Source organism: Streptomyces canus (assembly GCF_030815415.1).
Classification (GTDB): Bacteria; Actinomycetota; Actinomycetes; order Streptomycetales; family Streptomycetaceae; genus Streptomyces; species Streptomyces canus_F.
In genome coordinates this window covers 4,335,398-4,357,699 of the sequence record NZ_JAUSWW010000001.1, presented here as the reverse complement: position 1 = coordinate 4,357,699, position 22,302 = coordinate 4,335,398, and the positions used below count along the sequence as shown (strand labels likewise).

Genomic DNA, 22,302 nt, shown 5'->3' with positions numbered 1-22,302 from the left:
TGGAGGGCGTACCGTGCACCGCCGGCACAACGGGCTCAGGACCGCAGTACTCCTCGGGGGACTGTCCGCACTCATCATCGTCATCGGCAGTTTCTTCGGCCGTATGGGGCTCGTGGTCGCGGTCCTGATCGCCCTGGGGACCAACGCGTACGCGTACTGGAACAGCGACAAGCTGGCGCTACGCGCGATGCGCGCCCGCCCGGTCAGCGAGTTCGAGGCCCCTGCGCTCTACCGCATGGTCCGTGAACTCTCCACCCAGGCCCGCCAACCCATGCCGCGCCTGTACATCTCCCCGACGGAAGCCCCGAACGCCTTCGCGACGGGCCGCAACCCGCGCAACGCCGCAGTCTGCTGCACGGACGGCATCCTGCGCATCCTCGACGAGCGCGAACTGCGCGGTGTCATCGGCCACGAGCTCAGCCATGTCTACAACCGCGACATCCTGATCTCTTCCGTGGCCGGAGCCCTCGCCTCCGTGATCATGTTCCTGGTCAACTTCGCCTGGCTGATCCCCATCGGCCGCTCCAACGACGACGACGGCCCCGGCATCCTCGGCATGCTGCTCATCATGATCCTGGGCCCGCTCGCCGCGAGCCTCATCCAACTGGCCATCAGCCGCTCCCGGGAGTACGAGGCCGACGCGTCCGGCGCCCAGCTGACCGGCGACCCCCTGGCCCTGGCCAGCGCGCTGCGCAAGCTCGAGATGGGCACCAAGCAGCTTCCGTTGCCCCCGGAGCCGCGTATCGAGACCGCGAGCCACATGATGATCGCGAACCCCTTCCGTCCGGGCCAGGGATTCCCGAAGATGTTCTCCACGCACCCGCCGATGGCGGACCGCATTGCCCGCCTTGAGAAGATGGCAGGTCGCCACCAGTGAAAACCATCCTGAACGTCATATGGCTCGTCCTGAGCGGCTTCTGGCTGTTCCTCGGCTATCTGCTCGCCGGTGTGCTGCTCTGCATCACGATCATCGGCATCCCCTTCGGCATTGCCGCTTTCCGAATCGGTGTCTACGCCCTGTGGCCCTTCGGGTACACGACGGTCGAACGCCGTGACGCCGGCGCCCCCTCCTGCGTCGGCAACGTCCTGTGGCTGGTCCTCGCGGGCTGGTGGCTGGCCCTGGCCCACATCGTCACCGGCATCGCGCTGTGCGTCACGATCATCGGTATCCCGTTCGGCATCGCCAACTTCAAGCTGATCCCGGTCTCGCTGCTTCCGCTGGGCCGCGAGATCGTGTCGACCGACCAGCCGTTCTCCTCACGCTGGTAGGCCGAGTGCCGATGCGGCACAGGGTTTTCCACAGCCCGACGGTTGTCCACAGGGCCGCCCGAATGTCAGTGGCGGCCCGCATCATGAACCCATGACCGCGAACGAGCAGTTGCGGGCACAGGGGAATGCCGGGATGAGTAACGCCCGCCCGTGGGCCCGCACTTCCCACGAGTCCCATCACCACACCGGCGTTTGCCGTGCGGGCATATCCGCCCAGCAGCTCGCTGCGCCCGCCATCCGTATACACGCGGCCTGACGGGCACTTGGCGTACGTAGGCGCCAAGTGCTGTCCGGCAAGGACGGTCGCCTCGTGCGTCGGCGTACGCCGCTTCACCGCGCCGCCATCCACCGCCGTACGCCGTACGCCACCACACCCACCACCAGCACACCCGCACCCACGGCCACCGAAACCCCCGGCAGCGCGAACGCCAGCACCACGCACCCGAGGAGCCCCACCGCCGGCACCACCCGTGCCGTCGGAGCGGAACCGAGCGTCCAGGCCGAGGCGTTGGCCACCGCGTAGTACGCCAGCACACCGAAGGAGGAGAACCCGATCGCGCCCCGCACATCCACCGTGGCGGCAAGAATCGCGACCACCGCGCCCACGGCCAGCTCCGCCCGGTGCGGCACCTGGAATCGCGGGTGCACTTCCGCCAGCGCGCCGGGCAGATGACGGTCGCGGGCCATGGCCAGCGTCGTCCGAGAGACACCGAGGATCAGCGCGAGCAACGAGCCCAGCGCAGCTACAGCAGCACCCACCCGCACAACCGGCACCAGCCCCGGCACGCCTGCGGCACGGACCGCGTCGGCCAGCGGTGCGCCCGCCTGACCCAGTTCCTCCGCTCCCAGCACAGAAAGGACGGCCACCGCCACACACGCGTACACGCCCAATGCGATGCCCAGAGCCAGCGGGATCGCACGCGGGATGGTGCGCGCGGGATCCCGTACCTCTTCCCCGAGGGTCGCGATCCGCGCGTACCCGGCGAACGCGAAGAACAACAGACCGGCGGCCTGCAGCACTCCGCCCAGGCCGCCCGATGCCCCGCTGTCCAGCCGCCCGGCCTCGGACGCCCCGGATCCCAGACACACGACCACCACGGAAGCGAGGACAGCCAGCACGACTGCCACGATTCCCCGCGTCAGCCAGGCGGACTTCTGAACCCCGCCGTAATTCACCGCGGTCAGCGCCACTACGGCCGCGACCGCCACGGCGTGCGCCTGCTCCGGCCAGACGTACGCGCCCACGGTGAGCGCCATCGCCGCACAGGAGGCCGTCTTTCCGACCACGAACGACCAGCCCGCGAGATAACCCCAGAACGGACCGAGCCGCTCGCGCCCGTACACATACGTGCCGCCGGAGGCGGGATAGAGCGCGGCCAGCCGTGCCGACGAGGTGGCGTTGCAGTAGGCGACCACGGCGGCGACCGCGAGCCCGAGCAGCAGCCCGGATCCGGCTGCGCGGGCCGCGGGTGCCAGGGCGGCGAAGATGCCGGCCCCGACCATGGAGCCGAGCCCGATGACCACGGCGTCCCCCACGCCCAGGGTGCGTCGCAGCTCGGAGGGGGAACTGGAGGGTGTCATGCGCCGCACCCTACTGATCAGCGCAACCGCCTGGTGCATCCGTGACGTCCTGTTCAGTAACACGGCACGAACAAGTGCCGCTGCCAGGCGACGAACGCACCACGCACACCCTGTGAGCGCACAGCCGGACGGGACCAGAATCACAGCGCCGGGACAGTGCGGGCACAGCACGGAAGGGCAGGTTCAGGGCATGAGCATCATCGGTTGGATCATCCTGGGACTTCTGGCCGGGGCCATCGCCAAGTTCCTGCTGCCGGGCCGCGACCCGGGCGGCTTCATCGGCACGACCCTCATCGGCATCACGGGTGCGTTCATCGGCGGCTGGATATCGGCCCGCTGGCTGGACCACCCGGTCACCAAGAACTTCTATGACGGCACCACCTGGGCGGCCGCGATCGGAGGCTCACTCGTCCTCCTGATCGGCTACCGCATCCTGTTCGGCAACTCGCGCAGCTGAGCACCCCCCGAACCGCAGCCAGCAGGCGAGAAGGGTGGGCACCGGGAGGTGCCCACCCTTTCTCGTAGTTCCACATGCTTCCTTGCGCGACGCGCGACCGAATCAGGCGTCGCTCACCGGTAGTTCACGAACTGGACGGCGAAGTCGAGGTCCTTGCCCTTCAGCAGGGAGATGATGGCCTGCAGGTCGTCACGGCTCTTCGAGCTGACACGCAGCTCGTCGCCCTGGACCTGGGCCTTCACACCCTTCGGACCCTCGTCGCGGATGATCTTCGCCACCTTCTTCGCGTTCTCCTGGGAGATGCCCTCCTCGATCGACGCGAAGATCTTGTACTCCTTGCCGGACAGCTGCGGCTCACCGGCGTCCAGCGCCTTCAGCGAGATCCCGCGCTTGATCAGCTTGGACTGGAAGACGTCGAGGACAGCGTTCACCCGGTCCTCGGAGTTCGCCTCCATGAGGATCTTTTCGCCGGACCACGAGATCGAGGCGCCCACGCCCTTGAAGTCGTAGCGCTGGGAGATCTCCTTGGCGGTCTGGTTGAGGGCGTTGTCGACCTCCTGCCGCTCGACCTTCGAGACGATGTCGAAACTGGAGTCGGCCATGTCCTGTGGCTCCTTGTATCGGGGTGCGTATCGGAGTGCGTGTCGGGTGCGTATCGGCGTAGCGGGGCAGCCGCCGAGCCCGGTACAGTCCCGGGCCGCACCCGGACAAGCCTAGCCACCCCACGCCCCCGGAGCGCTGATCAATCGGGTGGCGAAGCACCCCTCCACATCGGGTATTGTTTACGTCGTTGCCACGGAGCACCGCCGAAAGACGGTTCGAAGGGCAGCAAACCCCGGCGGTGTGCCCGAGCGGCCAAAGGGAGCAGACTGTAAATCTGCCGGCTCAGCCTTCCCAGGTTCGAATCCTGGCGCCGCCACACTGGGGACGACCCCCTCTCAACTGCGGAAACGTGGTTTGGAGGGGGTCTCTTCATGTTTCGGGGCGATCTTTCGAAGCAAATCGAAACCGGGTGACTTGTCTCACGCTGTGACGCGTGGATCCCGGGACTGATCAGAGGTTCCGGGCATATGCGGGTCACGCCGGAGTGCCTCAACGTAGTCGTGCTCGACGCGGGGGCGCTGACTGATCGCCTGCCGGCTGCGATCCCTGGCTTCGGTGATCGAGGCGAAGGCTGTCGGCGGGGCGGGGGTGCCGCCGCCGGAACGCCACCTCATCCAGGTCGTCTCGTAGCCCCACGAACCGCACTGCCGATGGCCGTACTTGCTTCTGCCGATGTCGCGAGAGTACGCGTGTCCGGTGGCGACGGTTACACACCCCGCGGCCTTGACGCTGATGGTGGTCCTGGCCTTCGCGAGGATCGCCCCGGCCCACCACTCACCCGCTGCCCGAGGCTTCGAGGGAAATGGTGCCGCTCTTGGTCACGGACACGTCCATGGTGCCGCCCGGCCCGTCCTTGGTCGGTCTTGGCTTCACCGCGGTAGGTCCCTGTCATCCGGTTGACCGTCCGGCCGGGAACACAGACGGCCTGTTGGCCGTGGCCGGCGAGTAGGGCCAGCAGCAGTGGGGAGGCGATGCAGGCGATCCTCGACACCGCACGCTCAGGCGCATCGCCGAGCCATCGCCGAGCCGCCGAATGTGACCCCTTGCTGGCCTAATAAATCGAACACATGATTGAATTTGGTCATGCGACCGTTCCCAGACGACCTCGTCCAGGCCCAGCAGGAGTGGAGTGCCACCTATCGACAGCTCGCCGAGCGGCCCGGCCGTACCGAGCTGCGCCGGAGCCTGTACCGGTTGTCGACTCAGCTGTTCTTCCATCGCTATTGGCAGCGTCGGCGTCAAGGCCCCGCGGGTTGGTGTGAGTTGCGTGAACTGGGACGGTCGGACGGGGACGTGAAGGGGCGACTTCATCAATGACGTCCTGGAATGCGGGCCCGCGGGACTCGGATGATCCTGAAGGTATGCCCGGACCGATTCGCGTGATTGTGCATCCGCCCTCACCCACCGGCGGCCGGCGCGTGCGCGTGGACGGCGAGATCCTCGGGTTGGCTCACAACGTGGTCGACATCGCGGAGTTCCTCCGCCGAGCAGGGTTGGAGATCGACCCGGCAGAGGTGGCCGAGTCACCGTGGATCGACTGGCGGGGAGCAGGGCCCGAGCGCTGGGGCCCGGAGTCGAGCAGCTGACACGCCGATGGCAACACACGTCAAAAAGAAGGGCGAATCAAGCGGACGGGAGCCGACAACCCGGCGGAGTGGGAGCCACCTACCGCTTCTGCGCCCGGTACCGCTTCATCAGCGCGGTGATCCGTGCTTGGTCCGCCTGGCCGTTGAGCTCAGCCACGAGGTCGTCAGGACACAACTCGTAGAAATCGCCCCACCATCGACGTCCCCGGTTGTCCCAGATCCGGTAACCACCCGGCACGCCCCGGGCGACATAGCGTCTCCTGCTCGCGGTCCCCCGGTTTCCGGCACAACCCCCGTGCCGTCCTCAGCGAGTCACTCCCGACGCGCGACCATACGCGGGCCGCGGCCAACAGGCGAGGCAGTATGCAGCGACTGACCCACACGCATTCCCGCTGTGTCATCTGGGTTCATGGGCGGTCGCCCCGTGAGGCGAACTCGGCGTGCGGTCCTCGATGAGCGGCCGTGAACGGGGCTGCATGAGACGGAAACTGAGACGCCCGGGCGGGCCGGACTGGCTAGCATTCTCGGAGTCGAGGAGGAGCCATGGCACTGGGCCGCAAGGGATCGCGACGCATCGTCGTCGACGGTACGGCTTACCGCTGGCGGTTGCGACGCAGGCCGACCTACTTCCAGGCTCTTGCCCGGACGCCCTGCACCTTCGCGGTCGAGCACGCAGACGTCCCCGGGACAACGCTCGTGGTCACCACCGACCAGCCGCACCCGAGCAACTGGTTCGGGCGCGAAGCCAAGCCCGTACTGCCATCCGACGTTGCCCAGACCATCCAGCGTGCTCTTCGCGAGGGCTGGACCCCCACGGCTCCGGGCTCCCCCTTCCACCTGGACCTCTCCACCGGCTTCACGCCCTCGCCCTGAGCGCGGCAGCCGCTTCAGCGGGGTGCTGATTGCCTCCATCGCCTCGACGACACTGTGCACGTCGTCGTTGAGGTAGGCGGTCGCGCCCCGACTCCCGTGCGGAGGGGGCCCATTGCCTGACCAACGCGGCCTTGCCGAGCCCGGCCTGCCCATGCACATGGAAGAGGTAGCGGAAGGCCTCGTGGCCTCGTGGCCCGGATTGCGGGTCAAGTTCGCGCAGAGCAGGCCTAGTTCGCCGTGCCGTCTGACGAAGCCACCTCTGCGGCGGGCCTGTTCAGTTCCTGCCGCGACGGCTTCTCCTCCGGCACTCTTGGCATCCTGGACCCAGCCAAGAGGCCACTCCACTGTGACAGTCCGGCAGGATGTCAGGGAAGCCCGACAGTCCCCGGCCGCCCCGCCTCACACCGCACACTCGACATACAACGCATGAGGAATCTCAAGGCAGTTGGCCCAGTGCCCCGCGCCGTGCACCGCGACCCCCTCGGCCGAGACCCGCGGCCACACCCAGCCGACGCTGCCGAACCCCGCCTCCCGTAGCGCCTCCTCGTACGTCCGCCGAGACCACCGGCAGGGGAGAAGCGGGAACTCGTCGAAGCCGGGCACCCTCATCACCGCCGGGGCCTCTTCGCCGTCCCGGGTCACCGGGGCGATGGTGAAGTCGATGCCGTAGCGCGTGTACCAGCCGGGCTCGACGGCGACGTCGGGGTTGAGTGTGGCGAAGACGAACCGGCCGCCCTCCGGGCGCAGGGCCCGGCGCGCGGTGCGGCAGAAGCCGGTCAGGGCCTCGCGGGTGGGCGCGTAGCAGAGCACGTAGACCGAGGTCACCAGGTCGAAGCGGCCGTCGAGCTGGGGATCGCCCGCGGCGGGCGGGTCCGTGGCCGTACGCGCCAGGTACGTGATGTCGAGTCCCGCGGCGGCAGCGCGGCGCGCGAAGTCGAGCATGCCCTCGGCGCTGTCGATCCCGGTCACGGCCGAGGCGCCGAGCTCGCGCAGCGGCAAAGCCGTGACCATACGTTCGTATGCCTCGGCGAGTCCGTCGAAATCCGTGCCGTGGTCCTCGTCCATGGGGTCTCCGCAAGTCGTCAGGTGGCCCGGGGGCGGCTGGATCGACGTTCGTCGCCCTCACGGCCGCCGACCCCGGCTGCCACCCGTCCGGCACGCACGACACCGGCCCGCGCGGGGCACACTGATCACATGTCCAGCCGCCGTAGGAACTGCCCCGAATGCCGCCGCGAGATCGCCGTCGTCGCCGGTCGCTTCGCGCGACACGACCCGCCCGGCGCCCGCGAGAACGGCGCGCTCACCTCCTGCCCGGGCTCCCGCCGCCAGGCCCAACTGGGCGCGGCCCAACCATCGCTGGACGGCTACGTGGTCCCCGACATCCCGGGCCAGATGCCCCTGTTCTGACGGACGGCCGGACGGCCGGACGACCGGACGACCGGACGACCGGACGGCTGGCTCCTACGACTGTCGGCGGACGATTCTTACGACCCGGCTCGCACATCCATACGAGCCACCAGCCCGTCCCCGTCGAACCGGTACACGTGCTCGACCGTCCTGTCCGCCCAGTGATCCCCGCCCGCGTCCCGCATCCCCTGGCGCACGCTCGCCACCACCGACGCACCGTCTCCGTCGAGCCGCAACCCTTCCAGCCGTACGAGGGGATGCCCGGCCGCGAACTGCCGCGCCCAGTACGCCCGTACCGCCGCCCGCCCGTGCAACCGGGCCCCGTCCAGGACGTTCGGCCAGTCCACGTCCGGGGCCAGACAGTGCGGTACGAAGGCGTCCCGCCCGTCGGTCGAGAAGACCTCGTACATCCGCCGCAGCAGCTCCTCCTGCGCGGCCGGCACCCCCTCCGCGGCCACCCTCAGTTCCCGGCCACGGCCTTCACCGCCACCGACACCGGCGTCGACCCGGCGACCAGCTCCAGGGTCAGACCGGCCGTCGCCGGGGTCTCCAGCAACTCCGCCACCACGGCGGCCACATCGTCCCGCGTGACCGGACCGCGACCCGTGCGCGCCTCGAGCCGTACGAGGCCCGTACCGGCGTCGTTCGTCAGCGCACCGGGCCGCAGGATCGTCCAGTCCAGGGCGTCGAGCCTGCGGACGTGGTCGTCGGCCTCGCCCTTGGCGCGCTGATAGACGTCGAAGACGTCGTCGCCCTGGTGGTTCGCATCGGCGCCCATCGACGACACGACCACATGACGCCGTACGCCGGCCAGGACCGCCGCGTCCGCGAACAGCACCGCCGCACCCTTGTCCACCGTGTCCTTGCGGGTCGCGCCGCTGCCCGGGCCCGCGCCCGCCGCGAAGACCGCCGCGTCCGCGCCCCGCAGATGGGCCGCGACCTCCTCGACCGAGGCCGACTCCAGATCCAGGAGCACCGGTTCGGCGCCGGCCTCCCGCAGGTCGTCGCCCTGCTCGGCCTTGCGGATGATTCCCGCGACCTCGTTCCCGCGCGCGGCGAGCAGCCGCTCCAGCCGCAGCGCGATCTGACCATGACCACCAGCGATGACAATGCGCATGCGTCGACCGTACGCCGGAACGGATGTGATTGCCGAGTTCGGTGTCGGGTGAGTGCGGCGCAGTCGTGGCTGGTCGCGCAGGTCGTCGCAGGCATCAGGGGCGCGGGGAACCGCACGGGACCCCCGCACCCCACCCGATCCGCACTCAACCCGCACCCGCCCGACCCGCACCCGCCTACGGCAACTCCCCGCGCCCCTGCCGCGGCAGCCCCAACTCCACCGCCACCGCCGAGTCGCAGAACTCCCGCACCGCGCTCGTCCGCGCCACCACGCGCCCCCGGTGCACGACGATCCGGCTGTACGCCAGCGACAGCGCCCCCGCGAGCCGATCCCCGCGCACTGCCAGCAACTCGGCCGGAAATCCCGCCTCCACGCGCACCTCGGGCAGCCCCAGGACGGTCCGGGCGGAGGTGCTCACCGCGTCGTAGGCGTCCTCGGGGCGCAGGCCGTACCGCGAGGCCAGCAGATAGGCCGCCTCCAGTGGATCCCCGCGGCCCACCGGGTTCGACACGTCCCGCAGTGCCCCGCTGCCGGACGCCACCCGTACCCCGGCCGCCCGCAGCAGCCGTACCGGAGCCGTACCGCGCCGCTCCACGCCCCCGCAGCCGCCCTGTGGCAGGCACACCACGGTCACCCCGGCCGCGGCGAGCCGGTCGGCGGTGCGGGAGGCGATCTCGGAGGGCAGCCGGCCCAGGAAGCCGCACGGGCCGATCGTCACCCCGGGACGCAGTCCGCCGGCCATCGCCGCGAGGCGGGAGAGGCGGGCCGGGTCGGTGCCGTCGGTGTGCAGATCGACGGGGCAGCCCTGCTCGGCGGCGACATCCAGCACCGCCTGCACATACCCCGTCGGATCGGGATCGAGGTCCGGGCAGCCGCCCACCACCGAGGCGCCCATCTTCACCGCGTCCCGCAGTATCGCGAGCCCCTCCGCCCCGGCCACCCCGGTCAGCACCCGCGGCATCGCCACCGCGGTCAGCTCGGTGAGCCCGCGCAGCGAACGCCGCGCCTGCAGTACGGCGGCCAGCGCGCCCAGCCCCTGGACGTCGCCCACACGCACGTGTGCCCGCAGCGCGGTCGCCCCGTGCCCGAGCTGCAGCAGGGCCGCCTCGGTGGCCCGGCGCTGGACGTCCTGGGGGTCGTAGGAGACCGGGCCGCCCTCGTCGGCCGACAGGGCCGTGTCGCCATGGATGTGCGGCTCGACCGGCGCCGGGAGCAGCAGATAGCCGCTGAGGTCCACCCGCGCGCCGCACGCGCGCGTGCCGTCCGCCGCCAGGCTGCCCGCCGTGCCGACCGCCTCGATGCGTCCGTCGCCCAGCCGTACGTCCACGGTCCGGCCGTCGGTCAGCCGCGCCCCACACAACAGGAGTGAGGTGGTGTCGGCCGGGCCCGACGAGGACGAGGAGGGGGGCGGCTGCGGCTGGCTGTCGGGCATCGCGCTCCAGGGGCTCAAGGCTCGTGGCTCGGGGCTGCGGACGGGGACGCAAGATCACGCAGAGTGAGTCGAGCCTAGGGCGGTGATCCGCTCGCGGCGGGGAGGAGCGCAATAGTCGTACCGGTTGTGGTTCGTCGTGCGGGAGAGGCCTCAGAGGCTGGTGAGAGACCCCTGGAGGAGTCGCCCGACAGGCGGCCGGACGACCCTTCGGACGGGCCGCGGACGGGCCATGGACGAGGGCTCGAAACGGATTTGGGTGAACGGCGGCCGAGCGTGTAATGTCTTCATCGCTCGCCCCAATAGCTCAGTCGGTAGAGCGTCTCCATGGTAAGGAGAAGGTCTACGGTTCGATTCCGTATTGGGGCTCTGGTGTGAAAGGTTCCCGCCGCAAGGTGGGAACCGATCGCATCACAGCGGTGTAGCTCAGTCGGTAGAGCAAGCGGCTCATAATCGCTGTGTCACCGGTTCAAGTCCGGTCACCGCTACGGACAGTAGCCGATTGCGGGGTCGGTCCTTCGATCGGCTACTCTTTCATGCGTTAATCGTCCCATCCGTTCGTCAAGGAGCACTCCTGTGGCTGCCACCGACGTCCGCCCGAAGATCACGCTGGCCTGCGTGGAGTGCAAGGAGCGGAACTACATCACCAAGAAGAACCGGCGTAACAACCCGGACCGACTGGAGATGAAGAAGCACTGCCCGCGTTGCAACGCGCACACCGCGCACCGCGAAACGCGATAAATCAGGCTCGTACACGAGGCCGTCCCCTGTACTCCAGGGGGCGGCCTCGCGTCGTTTCTCTCACTTCAGCGAACGTTCGTTATCGACACCAGGAGGTGCCGAGCCCATGGCGCTCGACCAGTCCTTCGTGGGGCGGAGCTACCCGCCCACCGACCCCTATGAGGTGGGCCGGGAGAAGATCCGCGAGTTCGCGGAGGCCGTGGGGGACGCCAACCCGGCGTACACCGACCCGGACGCCGCCAAGGCGCTCGGTCACCCCGATGTGATCGCCCCGCCGACCTTTGTGTTCGCTATCACGTTCAAGGCCGCCGGGCAGGTCGTGGCGGATCCGCAGCTGGGTCTGGACTACAGCCGTGTCGTGCACGGCGACCAGAAGTTCGCCTACACCCGCCCGGTCCGCGCCGGTGACCGTCTCTCGGTCACCTCGACCATCGAGGCGATCAAGTCCATGGCGGGCAACGACATCGTGGACATCCGTGGCGAGGTTCACGATGAGGCCGGCGAGCACGTCGTGACGGCCTGGACCAAGCTGGTCGCGCGCGCGGCAGAGGGGGCGTGACGAAGATGACGGCGAAGATCGCATACGACGACGTCGAGGTCGGCACCGAACTGCCCGCCCAGACCTTTCCCGTGAGCCGCGCCACTCTCGTCCAGTACGCGGGCGCCTCCGGTGACTTCAATCCGATCCACTGGAACGAGAAGTTCGCCAAGGAGGTCGGGTTGCCGGACGTGATCGCGCACGGCATGTTCACCATGGCCGAGGCGATCCGGGTGGTGACGGACTGGGTCGGCGACCCGGCCGCCGTCGCCGAGTACGGCGTCCGCTTCACCAAGCCCGTCGTCGTCCCCAACGACGACCAGGGCGCCGTCATCGAGGTCAGCGCCAAGGTCGCGGCCAAGCTCGACGACAACACGGTCCGCGTGGACCTGACGGCGACCAGCGCCGGACAGAAGGTGCTGGGGATGTCCCGGGCGGTCGTACGACTGGCCTGACCTGCGGGTGAAGTAAGGGGCGCCCTCCATGGCGGGGCGCCCCTTACTTGCTCTCCGCCGCAGCCCCTTGACGTAGTTAGTGATTGAGTACTAACTTACTGGCCATGGTCAGGATGAGTGCAGAGGAGAGGCGCGAGAGCGTGATCCGCGCGGCGACGATCGAGTTCGCCCGCGGTGGTTACCACGGCACGTCGACCGAGGTGATCGCCAAGCGGGTCGGGGTCTCGCAGCCGTACCTCTTCCGGCTCTTCCCCGGCAAGAAGGCGATCTTCCTGGCGGCCGCCCAGCGGTGCATGGAGGACACGATCCACACGTTCGCGGAGGCCGCCGAGGGGCTGGAGGGCGAAGAGGCCCTGCATTCCATGGCGAACGCGTACACCAAGGTCATCGCGGAGCAGCCGGAGCGGCTGATGATGCAGATGCAGACGTACGTCGCGGTGGCGGCCGCCGAGCAGGAGGGCGACCACGAGTTCGGCACGGTGGTGCGCGACGGCTGGATGCGGCTGTGGGACACGGTCCACCTGCCGCTGGGTGCCGACATCGACGACACGACGACCTTTCTGGCGTACGGCATGCTCGTCAACTGCCTGGTCGCCATGGGGTTTCCGCCCGGGCACCGGGTGTGGGAAGGGTTGTATCCGTCGGCGCGGATCAAGGACCGGCTGGAGCACTGAGCGGTACGGGCGTCATCGGCGCCTTTTTTCTTGAGCGCGAAAGTTAGTAATCAATAACTATCCAGAAAGCTCTGGGGGAGCGATGTCACAGTCAGCCGCACAGAAGACACCACGTGGGGGAGCCGTCGGGGCTCTCGTCATCACCAGCGTCGCCGGGTTCATGACGGCTCTCGACAACCTCGTCGTCACCACCGCCCTGCCCTCCATCCGCGAGGACCTCGGCGGCGGACTGCACGACCTGGAGTGGACGGTGAGCGCCTACACCCTCACCTTCGCCGTCCTGCTGATGTTCGGCGCGGCCCTGGGCGACCGCTTCGGCCGCCGCCGGCTCTTCCTCGCCGGACTGGCGGTCTTCACCGGGGCATCCGCCGCGGCGGCGCTGGCCCCCGGCATCGACAGCCTCATCGTGGCCCGCGCGGTCCAGGGCGTGGGCGCGGCCGTCATGATGCCGCTGACCCTCACCCTCCTGACGGCGGCCGTGCCGGCGGCCAAGCGCGGGATGGCGTACGGCATCTGGGGCGCCGTCAACGGACTGGCGGTGGCCTCCGGGCCCCTCATCGGCGGCAGCCTGACCGAACACATCTCCTGGCAGTGGATCTTCTGGCTGAACGTCCCGATGGGCATCGCTCTCCTCCCCCTCGCCCGTCTGCGCCTCGCGGAGTCCTACGGCACCGGCGCGCCCCTCGACATCCCCGGCACTCTCCTCGCCAGCGGCGGCCTCTTCGGCATCGTCTACGGCCTGGTGCGCGGCCCCGCCGACGGCTGGACGGACAACCTCGTCCTGACCTCCCTCTTCGCCGGTACGGCGCTCCTCGCCGGCTTCGTCCTCTACAGCGCCCGTGCCAAGAACCCCATGCTGCCCATGCGGCTGTTCCGCTCCCGGGCCTTCGCCGGCATCAACGCGGCCAGCCTTCTGATGTTCCTCGGCATGTTCGGGTCGATCTTCCTGCTCAGCCAGTACATGCAGGGTGTTCTCGGGTACTCGCCCACCGAGGCGGGGCTGCGGATGCTGCCCTGGACCGGTATGCCGATGCTGGTCGCGCCGATCGCGGGCATCCTCTCCGACCGCATAGGCGGCCGGCCGGTCGTCGCCACCGGCCTCTTCCTCCAGGCGGCAGGCCTCGGCTACCTGGCCTACGTCATCACGGTGGACGCCTCCTACTCGATCCAGCTGCCCGGCCTGATCATCAGCGGCATCGGCATGGCCCTCTTCTTCGCTCCCGCCTCCAACCTGGTCATGTCCAGCGTGCGGGGGTCCGAGCAGGGTGTGGCGTCCGGTGCGAACAACGCTCTGCGCGAGGTCGGCGGTGCCCTCGGTATCGCGATCATGGGGTCGATCTTCTCCGCCCAGGGTGGTTACGAGACGGGGCAGACCTTCGTGGACGGTCTGCGGCCCGCGCTGGTGACGGGGGCGGCGGTGGTGGGGCTCGCGGGTGTCGCGGCTCTGCTGATCCCGTCGAGGCGGTCCGTGCGGGTTGCGGTGGGCACGGTGACGGAGGAACGGGCGCCGGTCCTGGAGAGCGTCGCCGGCTGACCTCACACCACGAGACGGCTCTGCCCTGCGGGGCGGGGCCGTCCACGTGTGCCGCACCGCTGTGGCGCGCCTCGCCTGTTTTCGCCCCCGCCGCCCTTACCCGTTCCCATCCCCAGGGGCTGCCGCCCCTTCGACCCCGCCCCTTCGACCCCGCCCCAGGGGGCTCCGCCCCCTGGACCCCCATCGGCCCAAAGGGCCTCGTCCTCAAACGCCGGACGGGCTGAAATACCTGGACCGGCGCCGTGAGACGCGGCCGCCTGCGGGTGGGCGGGGGATTGGGATGGCAGGCCCTGGTCCTCGAACGCGGGCTGAAATGCCTGCGCCCGGCCGGCCGCCACCGTAGAGCCGTCTCCTGCGACCCCCGACGGGGCACCACCCGCACCGGCGCAACGGCGAGAAGGGGACGTACCGGGGGGTGTCCGCCCGCAGCGTCGGGCGACCAACCAAGAGCACATCCCCAGCCCACCGCACCGCCCGACCGAGGACGGACACCCCCCGGTGCGGCACCGACCCCCAACCGGACCGTAGTGCGCGACGCAAGCCCCCACGGAAGCCGCCACGGGCCGCCGCAGGCATCCACCCACTCGCCGTCAGACGCGTCTCGTACCCTTGAGCCCGTGCAGGAACGACACCACGCCCCCCTCGCCCCGCTGACCACCTTCCGCCTGGGTGGTCCCGCCGCTCGGCTGATCACGGCGACCACCGACGCCGAGGTGATCGCGGCCGTGCGCGAGGCCGACGACAGCGGGACCCCGCTCCTGCTCATCGGCGGCGGATCGAACCTCGTCATCGGCGACAAGGGCTTCGACGGCACCGCCCTGGTCATCGCGACCAAGGGCTTCGAGCTCACCGGCACCCGTCTCGAACTCGCCGCGGGCGAGGTCTGGACCGACGCCGTCGCCCGCACCGTGGAGGCGGGACTCGCCGGCATCGAGTGCCTCGCCGGCATCCCCGGCTCCGCGGGCGCGACCCCGATCCAGAACGTCGGTGCCTACGGCCAGGAGGTCTCGGCCACGATCACCGAGGTGGTCGCCTACGACCGCCGGACCCGCGAGGCGGTCACTGTCAGCAACGCCGACTGCGGGTTCTCCTACCGTCACAGCCGCTTCAAGGCCGACCCCGAGCGCTACGTCGTCCTGCGCGTCGCCTTCGGGCTCGAGGACGCCGATGGCCTCTCGGCGCCGATCAAGTACGCCGAGACCGCCCGCGCCCTCGGCGTGGAACCCGGCGACCGCGTCCCCCTCGCCGCCGCCCGCGAGACCGTACTGAAGCTGCGCGCGGGCAAGGGCATGGTGCTGGATCCGGAGGACCACGACACCTGGTCGGCGGGCTCCTTCTTCACCAACCCGATCCTCACCGACGAGCAGTTCACCGCGTTCCACGCGCGCGTGAAGACCCACCTCGGCGACACCGCCGAACCGCCCGCCTACCCGGCGGGGGAGGGCCACACCAAGACCTCCGCGGCCTGGCTCATCGACAAGGCGGGCTTCACGAAGGGCTACGGCACCGGCCCCGCCCGCATCTCCACGAAGCACACCCTCGCCCTCACCAACCGCGGCGAGGCCACCACGGAGGACCTCCTCGCCCTGGCCCGCGAGGTCGTCGCCGGTGTCCGCGAGACGTTCGGCATCACGCTGGTCAACGAACCGGTGACGGTCGGCGTCAGCCTGTAGTCGGCCCGGCCCGGCCCGGCCCGGCCCGCCGGGAATCTCCGTTGCGGAGCACCCCGCCCACCCCCGACCCTGGCCCCATGAGGGACCCCGTATGCAGCTGAGGCTGCGCCAGTTCAGGCCCAGGACCGGGCCGCAGGAGCACCGTGTCGTCCAGCCCCGGCAGCCCCTGCGCCACACGTCACTGCGCGCCCCCGCCCCGATCGGCCTGCTGCTCGGCGACCACGACGGGCTGAACCGGCTCGCCGGCCTGTTCTCGTTCGCCGCCTACTCTCGGCACACGATCGTCCACGTGCCGCTGCGCGACGGAGTCCCGCCGGACGAGGGCCAAGGCGAGCTGGTCGACCTCGTGATGGCCCACCACAGCCTCGGACTGCGCGCCGGCGACTGGCCCGAACTGCGCCGCAAGCTCAAGAACGGCGTCCCGCTGACCGCACGCACCGACGAGGCACGCACCGCGCGGGACGCGGAGTCCTGGCGGGCGCGGAGCGGGCGTACGGACTTCCGCGAGGACCTGCGGCACGCCACTCACGCCCGGACGTTCTTCCTCTTCGGCAGCAGGGACGTCTTCGCCCAGGCCGCCACGGACTTCGCCTTCGCGGCCGGCTGGGGGCCGCGCGAGAAGAGGTCGGCCAAGGGACAGATGTCGCTGATGGCGGCCCTGCCCGAGCTGGTCGACCCACCCGGCGGAGGGCATCCCGTCGAGGTGTTGATCTGCCACAAGCCGTATCCGCCCTACGCCCACTTCAGACGGCCGGGCGAGCCAGCCACTCGTCCACCCCGGCCAGCATGCTCGCCTTGACGCCCTCGGGCGCCGCGGAGGCCCGGACCGACTGCCGGGCCAGCTCCGCCAACTCCTGGTCCGTGAAGCCGTGGTGCTGCCGCGCGATCTCGTACTGGGCGGCCAGCCGCGACCCGAAGAGCAGCGGGTCGTCGGCGCCGAGCGCCATCGGGACCCCCGCCTCGAACATCGTCCGCAGCGGCACGTCCTCGGGCTTCTCGTAGACGCCCAGCGCCACGTTGGAGGCGGGGCAGACCTCGCACGTCACGCCCCGGTCGGCGAGCCGCTTCAGCAGACGCGGGTCGTCCGCCGCGCGCACCCCGTGCCCGATCCGGTTCGCGTCCAGGTCGTCGAGACAGTCCCGTACCGACGACGGTCCGGCCAGCTCGCCACCGTGCGGCGTCGACAGCAGCCCGCCCTCGCGCGCGATGTTGAAGGCCCGGTCGAAGTCCCGTGCCATGCCACGGCGTTCGTCGTTCGAGAGGCCGAAGCCGACCACGCCCTTGTCCGCGTACCGCACCGCCAGCCGGGCCAGCGTGCGGGCATCCAGCGGATGCTTCATCCGGTTCGCGGCGACCAGCACCCGCATCCCGAGCCCGGTCTCGCGCGAGGTGGTCTCCACCGCGTCCAGGATGATCTCCAGCGCGGGGATCAGTCCGCCGAGCATGGGCGCGTACGACGTCGGGTCGACCTGGATCTCCAGCCACCCCGAGCCGTCGCGCACATCCTCCTCCGCGGCCTCCCGCACCAGCCGCCGGATGTCGTCGGGCTCGCGCAGACACGAGCGGGCCGCGTCGTACAGCCGCTGGAAACGGAACCAGCCCCGCTCGTCCGTCGCCCGCAGCTTCGGCGGTTCCCCGCTGGTCAGTGCTTCGGTCAGCGCCTCGGGCAGCCGTACTCCGTACTTGTCGGCCAGTTCCAGAACCGTCGCCGGGCGCATCGACCCGGTGAAGTGCAGGTGCAGATGGGCTTTCGGCAGCTCAGAGACATCACGTACACGCTCCATTCGAGGATCCTGCCGTACGTCACGGGTGTCCCGGTACCGCTTTCCCCTTTAGTGGTCTTGCTCGCACAAAAAAGCCACCCCCTCACGTGAGGGGGTGGCTTTTCACGGCGGGCTCAGTCCTGCGCCTCCGCCAGCAGCTTCTGGATCCGCGAGACACCCTCGACGAGATCCTCGTCACCCAGGGCGTACGACAGCCGCAGATAGCCCGGCGTACCGAACGCCTCACCCGGGACGACCGCGACCTCGGACTCCTCCAGGATCAGTGCGGCCAGCTCGACCGTGTCCTGCGGGCGCTTGCCGCGGATCTCCTTGCCGAGCAGACCCTTGACCGACGGGTAGGCGTAGAAGGCGCCCTCGGGCTCCGGGCAGAGCACGCCGTCGATCTCGTTGAGCATCCGCACGATCGTCTTGCGACGGCGGTCGAAGGCCTCCTTCATCTGCTCGACGGCCGACAGGTCGCCGGAGACCGCGGCCAGGGCCGCCACCTGGGCGACGTTGGAGACGTTCGACGTGGCGTGCGACTGGAGGTTCGTCGCGGCCTTGACCACGTCCTTCGGGCCGATGACCCAGCCCACGCGCCAGCCGGTCATCGCGTACGTCTTCGCGACGCCGTTGACCACGATCGTCCGGTCGGCCAGCTCCGGCACGACCACCGGCAGGGAGTGGAACTCCGCGTCGCCGTAGACGAGGTGCTCGTAGATCTCGTCGGTCAGGACCCACAGGCCCTTCTCGGCGGCCCAGCGGCCGATCTCCTCGATCTGCGCGCGGGTGTAGACGGCGCCGGTCGGGTTGGAGGGGGAGACGAAGAGCAGGACCTTCGTGTTCTCCGTACGGGCCGCCTCCAGCTGTTCCACGGAGACGCGGTAGCCGGTCGTCTCGTCCGCGACGACCTCGACCGGGACACCGCCGGCGAGGCGGATCGACTCCGGATACGTCGTCCAGTACGGGGCCGGGACGATGACCTCGTCGCCCGGGTCGAGGATCGCGGCGAAGGCTTCGTAGATGGCCTGCTTGCCGCCGTTGGTCACCAGGACCTGGGAGGCGTCGACCTCGTAGCCGGAGTCGCGCAGCGTCTTCGCGGCGATCGCGGCCTTCAGCTCGGGCAGGCCGCCGGCCGGTGTGTAGCGGTGGTACTTCGGGTTCGAGCAGGCCTCGATGGCGGCCTGGACGATGTAGTCCGGGGTCGGGAAGTCGGGCTCACCGGCGCCGAAGCCGATCACCGGACGCCCGGCGGCCTTGAGGGCCTTGGCCTTGGCGTCCACGGCGAGGGTGGCGGACTCGGAGATCGCGCCGACTCGGGCGGAGACCCGGCGCGCGGTGGGAGGGGTTGCAGCGCTCATGGGCCCATCGTTCCAGACCGGAAACGCCAGCGGCACACGGGTTTCACAGACTGAACACGCACTGAACAACCGTCCGGATTCACCCGATGGCCTGGGTGATCTTCGGCAGCCGTGCTGACGATCTTCCGTCGGCAAAGCCCGTACGGGCGCTTTCTGTTCGACGGGGGCCTCCGGAACACGTACACTCTCACCTCGTTGGCCTCACAACGGCCGTACTCATCCGGTGCACACCGAGCACCCGGGCGGATGCGGTACGTTTGGGAGAACCACAAAGGGTCGTAGCTCAATTGGTAGAGCACCGGTCTCCAAAACCGGCGGTTGGGGGTTCAAGTCCCTCCGGCCCTGCTACACACACCGCCAGGATGTGTACGCATGTACGTACAGGTAATGCACCGCCGTGCGGCTCAGACCGGGCGCGGCACGGCCACGACCCGGGAACAGGTGAGGACGAATGGCGGACGCCGTGGGCTCCATCGACACGCCTGATGCCCAGGATGAGGCGTCAGAGTCGAAGAAGACCCGCAAGGGCGGTAAGCGTGCCAAGAAGGGCCCGCTGAAGCGCCTTGCCCTCTTCTACCGGCAGATCGTCGCGGAGCTTCGCAAGGTCGTCTGGCCTTCGCGGAGCCAGCTGACCACCTACACGACCGTGGTGATCGTCTTCGTGATCGTCATGATCGGCCTGGTCACCGTGATTGACTATGGACTCGACCACGCCGCCAAGTACGTTTTCGGCTGAGCAACGTTGCGAAGGGCGCCGCGGTTACCGGCGCCCCTTTCGCATGTTCCACCCCTATGTATCCAGGAAGAAGCAGCCACCGTGTCTGACCAGAACCTGAACGACGCCATCGAGCCGGACGAGTCCGTGGAAGACGAGCTCGACATCATCGAGGGCGCGGACGAGGACCTGGACGAGGTCGAGGCTGCCGACGCCGAGGCGGGCGAGCCCGCCGAGGAAGCCGCTCTCCACGTCGAGGACGAGTCCGACGAAGACGCCGAGGCCGAGTCCGGCGGCGACGTCGAAGCCGAGTCCGGCGGCGACGTCGAAGCCGTCGAGGACGAGGAAGAGGACGCCGAGGAGGAGCCGGCCGAGCCGGTGGACCCCGTCGTCGCCCTGCGCGAGGAACTGCGCACCCTCCCCGGCGAGTGGTACGTCATCCACACCTACGCCGGTTACGAGAACCGCGTGAAGACCAACCTGGAGCAGCGCGCCGTCTCGCTGAACGTCGAGGACTACATCTTCGCGGCCGAGGTGCCCCAGGAAGAGGTCGTCCAGATCAAGAACGGCGACCGCAAGACGATCCGTCAGAACAAGCTCCCCGGCTACGTGCTGGTGCGCATGGACCTGACGAACGAGTCCTGGGGCGTCGTCCGCAACACCCCCGGCGTCACCGGCTTCGTGGGCAACGCCTACGACCCGTACCCGCTGACCCTGGACGAGATCGTCAAGATGCTCGCCCCGGAGGCCGAGGAGAAGGCCGCCCGCGAGGCCGCCGAGGCCGAGGGCAAGCCGGCTCCGCAGCGCAAGGTCGAGGTCCAGGTGCTGGACTTCGAGGTCGGCGACTCGGTCACCGTCACCGACGGCCCGTTCGCCACGCTGCAGGCCACGATCAACGAGATCAACGCCGACTCGAAGAAGGTCAAGGGTCTCGTCGAGATCTTCGGCCGCGAGACGCCGGTCGAGCTCTCCTTCGACCAGATCCAGAAGAACTAGCTTCGTCTGGAGCACAAGCCTCCGATCAGGTCAGACAGGCTTTCGTAGCCGGTCTGACCTGCTCGGTTTTTGGCCGCGCAGAGATACCCGTTATCGTTGTGCGGTATGCCTCCATCCGGATCATCCGGACCGGACGGCTGAAAACTCTCACTAGGACCCGGAGAGAGCAATGCCTCCCAAGAAGAAGAAGGTCACGGGGCTCATCAAGCTCCAGATCAACGCCGGTGCGGCCAACCCCGCGCCGCCGGTCGGCCCCGCGCTCGGCCAGCACGGCGTCAACATCATGGAGTTCTGCAAGGCCTACAACGCCGCGACCGAGTCGCAGCGTGGCTGGGTGATCCCGGTGGAGATCACGGTCTACGAGGACCGCTCCTTCACCTTCATCACCAAGACGCCGCCGGCCGCGAAGATGATCCTCAAGGCCGCGGGTGTCGAGAAGGGCTCTGGCGAGCCGCACAAGACCAAGGTCGCCAAGATCACCGAGGCGCAGGTCCGCGAGATCGCCACGACCAAGCTTCCCGACCTGAACGCCAACGACCTGGACGCCGCGTCGAAGATCATCGCCGGCACCGCCCGCTCCATGGGCATCACGGTCGAGGGCTGAACCCCAGCCTCGTAGCACCTTCGTAGCACCGTGGCAGGGCCTGCTCGGCCCATACCACGACTCCTCAAGACACACTGGAGCAGTAGTGAGCAAGCGCAGCAAGTCCCTCCGCGCTGCGGACGCCAAGATCGACCGGGAAAAGCTCTACGCCCCGCTCGAGGCCGTCCGTCTCGCCAAGGAGACCTCCACGACCAAGTTCGACGGCACCGTCGAGGTCGCCTTCCGTCTGGGTGTCGACCCGCGTAAGGCCGACCAGATGGTCCGTGGCACCGTGAACCTTCCGCACGGCACCGGTAAGACCGCCCGGGTCCTGGTCTTCGCGACCGGCGACCGTGCCGAGGCCGCGCGTGCCGCGGGCGCCGACATCGTCGGCGCCGACGAGCTCATCGACGAGGTTTCGAAGGGCCGCCTGGACTTCGACGCCGTCGTCGCCACCCCGGACCTCATGGGCAAGGTCGGCCGCCTCGGCCGCGTGCTCGGTCCGCGTGGTCTGATGCCGAACCCGAAGACCGGCACCGTGACCCCGGACGTGACCAAGGCCGTCACCGAGATCAAGGGCGGCAAGATCGAGTTCCGCGTCGACAAGCACTCGAACCTGCACTTCATCATCGGCAAGACGTCCTTCGACGACGAGAAGCTGGTGGAGAACTACGGCGCCGCGCTGGAGGAGATCCTCCGTCTGAAGCCGTCCGCCGCCAAGGGTCGTTACATCAAGAAGGCCGCGGTCTCCACCACCATTGGTCCCGGCATCCCGGTCGACCCGAACCGCACCCGCAACCTCCTCGTCGAGGAGGACCCGGCCGCCGTCTGATCTGACGGCAGTCGCGTCGCGATACGCGTTCTTGACGCGGCCCCGCAACCTTTCGAGGTGCGGGGCCCGTCTCATTTCCCGGTACGTGTGTCAGTGCTCCGCGCTAACGTGCGGA

At 69.3% G+C, this 22,302-nt stretch carries 26 protein-coding genes and 4 tRNA genes; 22 read left to right on the top strand and 8 right to left on the bottom strand.

Annotated features, from left to right (window positions below; genetic code table 11):
* Positions 1-13 precede the first annotated feature (13 nt).
* Positions 14-877 (top strand): zinc metalloprotease HtpX, encoded by an 864-nt coding sequence (htpX, locus tag QF037_RS20050; protein ID WP_307027143.1) that lies wholly within the window; start codon positions 14-16, stop codon positions 875-877.
* Positions 874-1,269, top strand: coding sequence for a YccF domain-containing protein (locus QF037_RS20045; protein ID WP_266823342.1), 396 nt, complete (start codon positions 874-876; stop codon positions 1,267-1,269). The genes htpX and QF037_RS20045 overlap by 4 nt, the downstream gene beginning before the upstream one ends.
* Before the next feature lie 330 nt (positions 1,270-1,599).
* On the opposite strand, the gene QF037_RS20040 is transcribed toward QF037_RS20045, so the two are convergent.
* A complete protein-coding gene (locus tag QF037_RS20040; protein WP_307027140.1) occupies positions 1,600-2,850 on the bottom strand; it encodes an APC family permease in 1,251 nt (416 codons plus the stop codon).
* A gap of 190 nt (positions 2,851-3,040) precedes the next feature.
* Here QF037_RS20040 and QF037_RS20035 point away from each other — a divergent pair, with 190 nt between their 5' ends.
* Positions 3,041-3,307: a GlsB/YeaQ/YmgE family stress response membrane protein gene (locus QF037_RS20035; protein WP_307027138.1), complete on the top strand. Its 267-nt coding sequence runs from the start codon at positions 3,041-3,043 to the stop codon at positions 3,305-3,307.
* Positions 3,308-3,420: 113 nt separating this feature from the next.
* On the opposite strand, the gene QF037_RS20030 is transcribed toward QF037_RS20035, so the two are convergent.
* Positions 3,421-3,909, bottom strand: a complete 489-nt coding sequence (locus QF037_RS20030) for a YajQ family cyclic di-GMP-binding protein (RefSeq protein ID WP_307027136.1) — start codon at positions 3,907-3,909, stop codon at positions 3,421-3,423.
* A 235-nt stretch (positions 3,910-4,144) separates the two neighbouring features.
* Between QF037_RS20030 and QF037_RS20025 the strand changes: the two genes are divergently transcribed.
* The 4 genes from QF037_RS20025 (at position 4,145) to QF037_RS20005 (ending at position 6,369) form a co-directional block, all read left to right on the top strand.
* Positions 4,145-4,226: transfer RNA gene (locus tag QF037_RS20025), tRNA-Tyr, on the top strand.
* A gap of 767 nt (positions 4,227-4,993) precedes the next feature.
* On the top strand, positions 4,994-5,227 hold the full coding sequence (locus tag QF037_RS20015) for a hypothetical protein (protein ID WP_307027134.1): 234 nt from the start codon (positions 4,994-4,996) through the stop codon (positions 5,225-5,227).
* A 44-nt stretch (positions 5,228-5,271) separates the two neighbouring features.
* Positions 5,272-5,496 carry a hypothetical protein gene (locus tag QF037_RS20010; protein ID WP_307027132.1) on the top strand — a complete coding sequence of 75 codons (225 nt, stop codon included), beginning with the start codon at positions 5,272-5,274 and terminating at the stop codon, positions 5,494-5,496.
* Between the two features lie 543 nt (positions 5,497-6,039).
* Positions 6,040-6,369 (top strand): hypothetical protein, encoded by a 330-nt coding sequence (locus QF037_RS20005; protein ID WP_307027130.1) that lies wholly within the window; start codon positions 6,040-6,042, stop codon positions 6,367-6,369.
* Positions 6,370-6,768: 399 nt separating this feature from the next.
* Here the strand turns inward: QF037_RS20005 and QF037_RS20000 are convergent, their stop codons facing one another.
* A complete protein-coding gene (locus QF037_RS20000) occupies positions 6,769-7,434 on the bottom strand; it encodes a class I SAM-dependent methyltransferase (RefSeq protein ID WP_307027128.1) in 666 nt (221 codons plus the stop codon).
* A 129-nt stretch (positions 7,435-7,563) separates the two neighbouring features.
* Between QF037_RS20000 and QF037_RS19995 the strand changes: the two genes are divergently transcribed.
* A complete protein-coding gene (locus QF037_RS19995) occupies positions 7,564-7,776 on the top strand; it encodes a hypothetical protein (RefSeq protein ID WP_307027127.1) in 213 nt (70 codons plus the stop codon).
* A 77-nt stretch (positions 7,777-7,853) separates the two neighbouring features.
* On the opposite strand, the gene QF037_RS19990 is transcribed toward QF037_RS19995, so the two are convergent.
* The 3 genes from QF037_RS19990 to QF037_RS19980 all read right to left on the bottom strand — a co-directional run bounded on the left by QF037_RS19990 (position 7,854) and on the right by QF037_RS19980 (position 10,325).
* Positions 7,854-8,234: a nuclear transport factor 2 family protein gene (locus QF037_RS19990; RefSeq protein WP_307027125.1), complete on the bottom strand. Its 381-nt coding sequence runs from the start codon at positions 8,232-8,234 to the stop codon at positions 7,854-7,856.
* A gap of 2 nt (positions 8,235-8,236) precedes the next feature.
* Positions 8,237-8,893, bottom strand: coding sequence for an NAD(P)H-binding protein (locus QF037_RS19985; RefSeq protein WP_307027123.1), 657 nt, complete (start codon positions 8,891-8,893; stop codon positions 8,237-8,239).
* A 175-nt stretch (positions 8,894-9,068) separates the two neighbouring features.
* Complete coding sequence (locus QF037_RS19980) at positions 9,069-10,325, bottom strand: amidohydrolase family protein (RefSeq protein ID WP_307027121.1); 1,257 nt, start codon at positions 10,323-10,325, stop codon at positions 9,069-9,071.
* Between the two features lie 293 nt (positions 10,326-10,618).
* On the opposite strand from QF037_RS19980, the gene QF037_RS19975 reads away from it, so the two are divergent.
* The 9 genes from QF037_RS19975 (at position 10,619) to QF037_RS19935 (ending at position 16,736) form a co-directional block, all read left to right on the top strand.
* A tRNA-Thr gene (locus QF037_RS19975) sits at positions 10,619-10,691 on the top strand.
* Between the two features lie 46 nt (positions 10,692-10,737).
* A tRNA-Met gene (locus QF037_RS19970) sits at positions 10,738-10,810 on the top strand.
* A gap of 88 nt (positions 10,811-10,898) precedes the next feature.
* Entirely contained in the window at positions 10,899-11,063 is a 165-nt protein-coding gene (rpmG, locus tag QF037_RS19965; protein ID WP_003948671.1) for a 50S ribosomal protein L33, read from the top strand.
* Positions 11,064-11,169: 106 nt separating this feature from the next.
* Positions 11,170-11,622 carry a MaoC family dehydratase N-terminal domain-containing protein gene (locus QF037_RS19960; protein WP_046262533.1) on the top strand — a complete coding sequence of 151 codons (453 nt, stop codon included), beginning with the start codon at positions 11,170-11,172 and terminating at the stop codon, positions 11,620-11,622.
* A 5-nt stretch (positions 11,623-11,627) separates the two neighbouring features.
* On the top strand, positions 11,628-12,056 hold the full coding sequence (locus tag QF037_RS19955; RefSeq protein ID WP_171147951.1) for a MaoC family dehydratase: 429 nt from the start codon (positions 11,628-11,630) through the stop codon (positions 12,054-12,056).
* Between the two features lie 104 nt (positions 12,057-12,160).
* The gene (locus QF037_RS19950) at positions 12,161-12,730 is read left to right on the top strand and encodes a TetR/AcrR family transcriptional regulator (RefSeq protein WP_307027118.1); all 570 of its coding nucleotides are present in this window, start codon (positions 12,161-12,163) and stop codon (positions 12,728-12,730) included.
* 82 nt (positions 12,731-12,812) lie between these two features.
* Positions 12,813-14,264 (top strand): DHA2 family efflux MFS transporter permease subunit, encoded by a 1,452-nt coding sequence (locus QF037_RS19945; protein ID WP_307027117.1) that lies wholly within the window; start codon positions 12,813-12,815, stop codon positions 14,262-14,264.
* Between the two features lie 527 nt (positions 14,265-14,791).
* A complete protein-coding gene (locus QF037_RS19940) occupies positions 14,792-15,937 on the top strand; it encodes a UDP-N-acetylmuramate dehydrogenase (protein WP_373463758.1) in 1,146 nt (381 codons plus the stop codon).
* Positions 15,938-16,028: 91 nt separating this feature from the next.
* Positions 16,029-16,736 (top strand): hypothetical protein, encoded by a 708-nt coding sequence (locus QF037_RS19935; protein WP_307027115.1) that lies wholly within the window; start codon positions 16,029-16,031, stop codon positions 16,734-16,736.
* On the opposite strand, the gene QF037_RS19930 is transcribed toward QF037_RS19935, so the two are convergent.
* Both QF037_RS19930 and QF037_RS19925 read right to left on the bottom strand, forming a co-directional pair.
* Positions 16,681-17,721 (bottom strand): adenosine deaminase, encoded by a 1,041-nt coding sequence (locus QF037_RS19930; RefSeq protein ID WP_307027113.1) that lies wholly within the window; start codon positions 17,719-17,721, stop codon positions 16,681-16,683. The genes QF037_RS19935 and QF037_RS19930 overlap by 56 nt on opposite strands.
* 113 nt (positions 17,722-17,834) lie before the next feature.
* Positions 17,835-19,061, bottom strand: a complete 1,227-nt coding sequence (locus tag QF037_RS19925; RefSeq protein WP_307027111.1) for a pyridoxal phosphate-dependent aminotransferase — start codon at positions 19,059-19,061, stop codon at positions 17,835-17,837.
* A 272-nt stretch (positions 19,062-19,333) separates the two neighbouring features.
* On the opposite strand from QF037_RS19925, the gene QF037_RS19920 reads away from it, so the two are divergent.
* The 5 genes from QF037_RS19920 to rplA all read left to right on the top strand — a co-directional run bounded on the left by QF037_RS19920 (position 19,334) and on the right by rplA (position 22,187).
* Positions 19,334-19,406 (top strand) — tRNA-Trp (locus tag QF037_RS19920).
* 106 nt (positions 19,407-19,512) lie between these two features.
* Positions 19,513-19,797: a preprotein translocase subunit SecE gene (secE, locus tag QF037_RS19915; protein ID WP_046262539.1), complete on the top strand. Its 285-nt coding sequence runs from the start codon at positions 19,513-19,515 to the stop codon at positions 19,795-19,797.
* An 81-nt stretch (positions 19,798-19,878) separates the two neighbouring features.
* Positions 19,879-20,772 carry a transcription termination/antitermination protein NusG gene (nusG, locus tag QF037_RS19910; RefSeq protein ID WP_307027110.1) on the top strand — a complete coding sequence of 298 codons (894 nt, stop codon included), beginning with the start codon at positions 19,879-19,881 and terminating at the stop codon, positions 20,770-20,772.
* A 169-nt stretch (positions 20,773-20,941) separates the two neighbouring features.
* On the top strand, positions 20,942-21,376 hold the full coding sequence (gene rplK, locus QF037_RS19905; RefSeq protein ID WP_020132675.1) for a 50S ribosomal protein L11: 435 nt from the start codon (positions 20,942-20,944) through the stop codon (positions 21,374-21,376).
* An 85-nt stretch (positions 21,377-21,461) separates the two neighbouring features.
* Entirely contained in the window at positions 21,462-22,187 is a 726-nt protein-coding gene (gene rplA / locus QF037_RS19900; protein WP_046262541.1) for a 50S ribosomal protein L1, read from the top strand.
* Positions 22,188-22,302 lie beyond the last annotated feature (115 nt).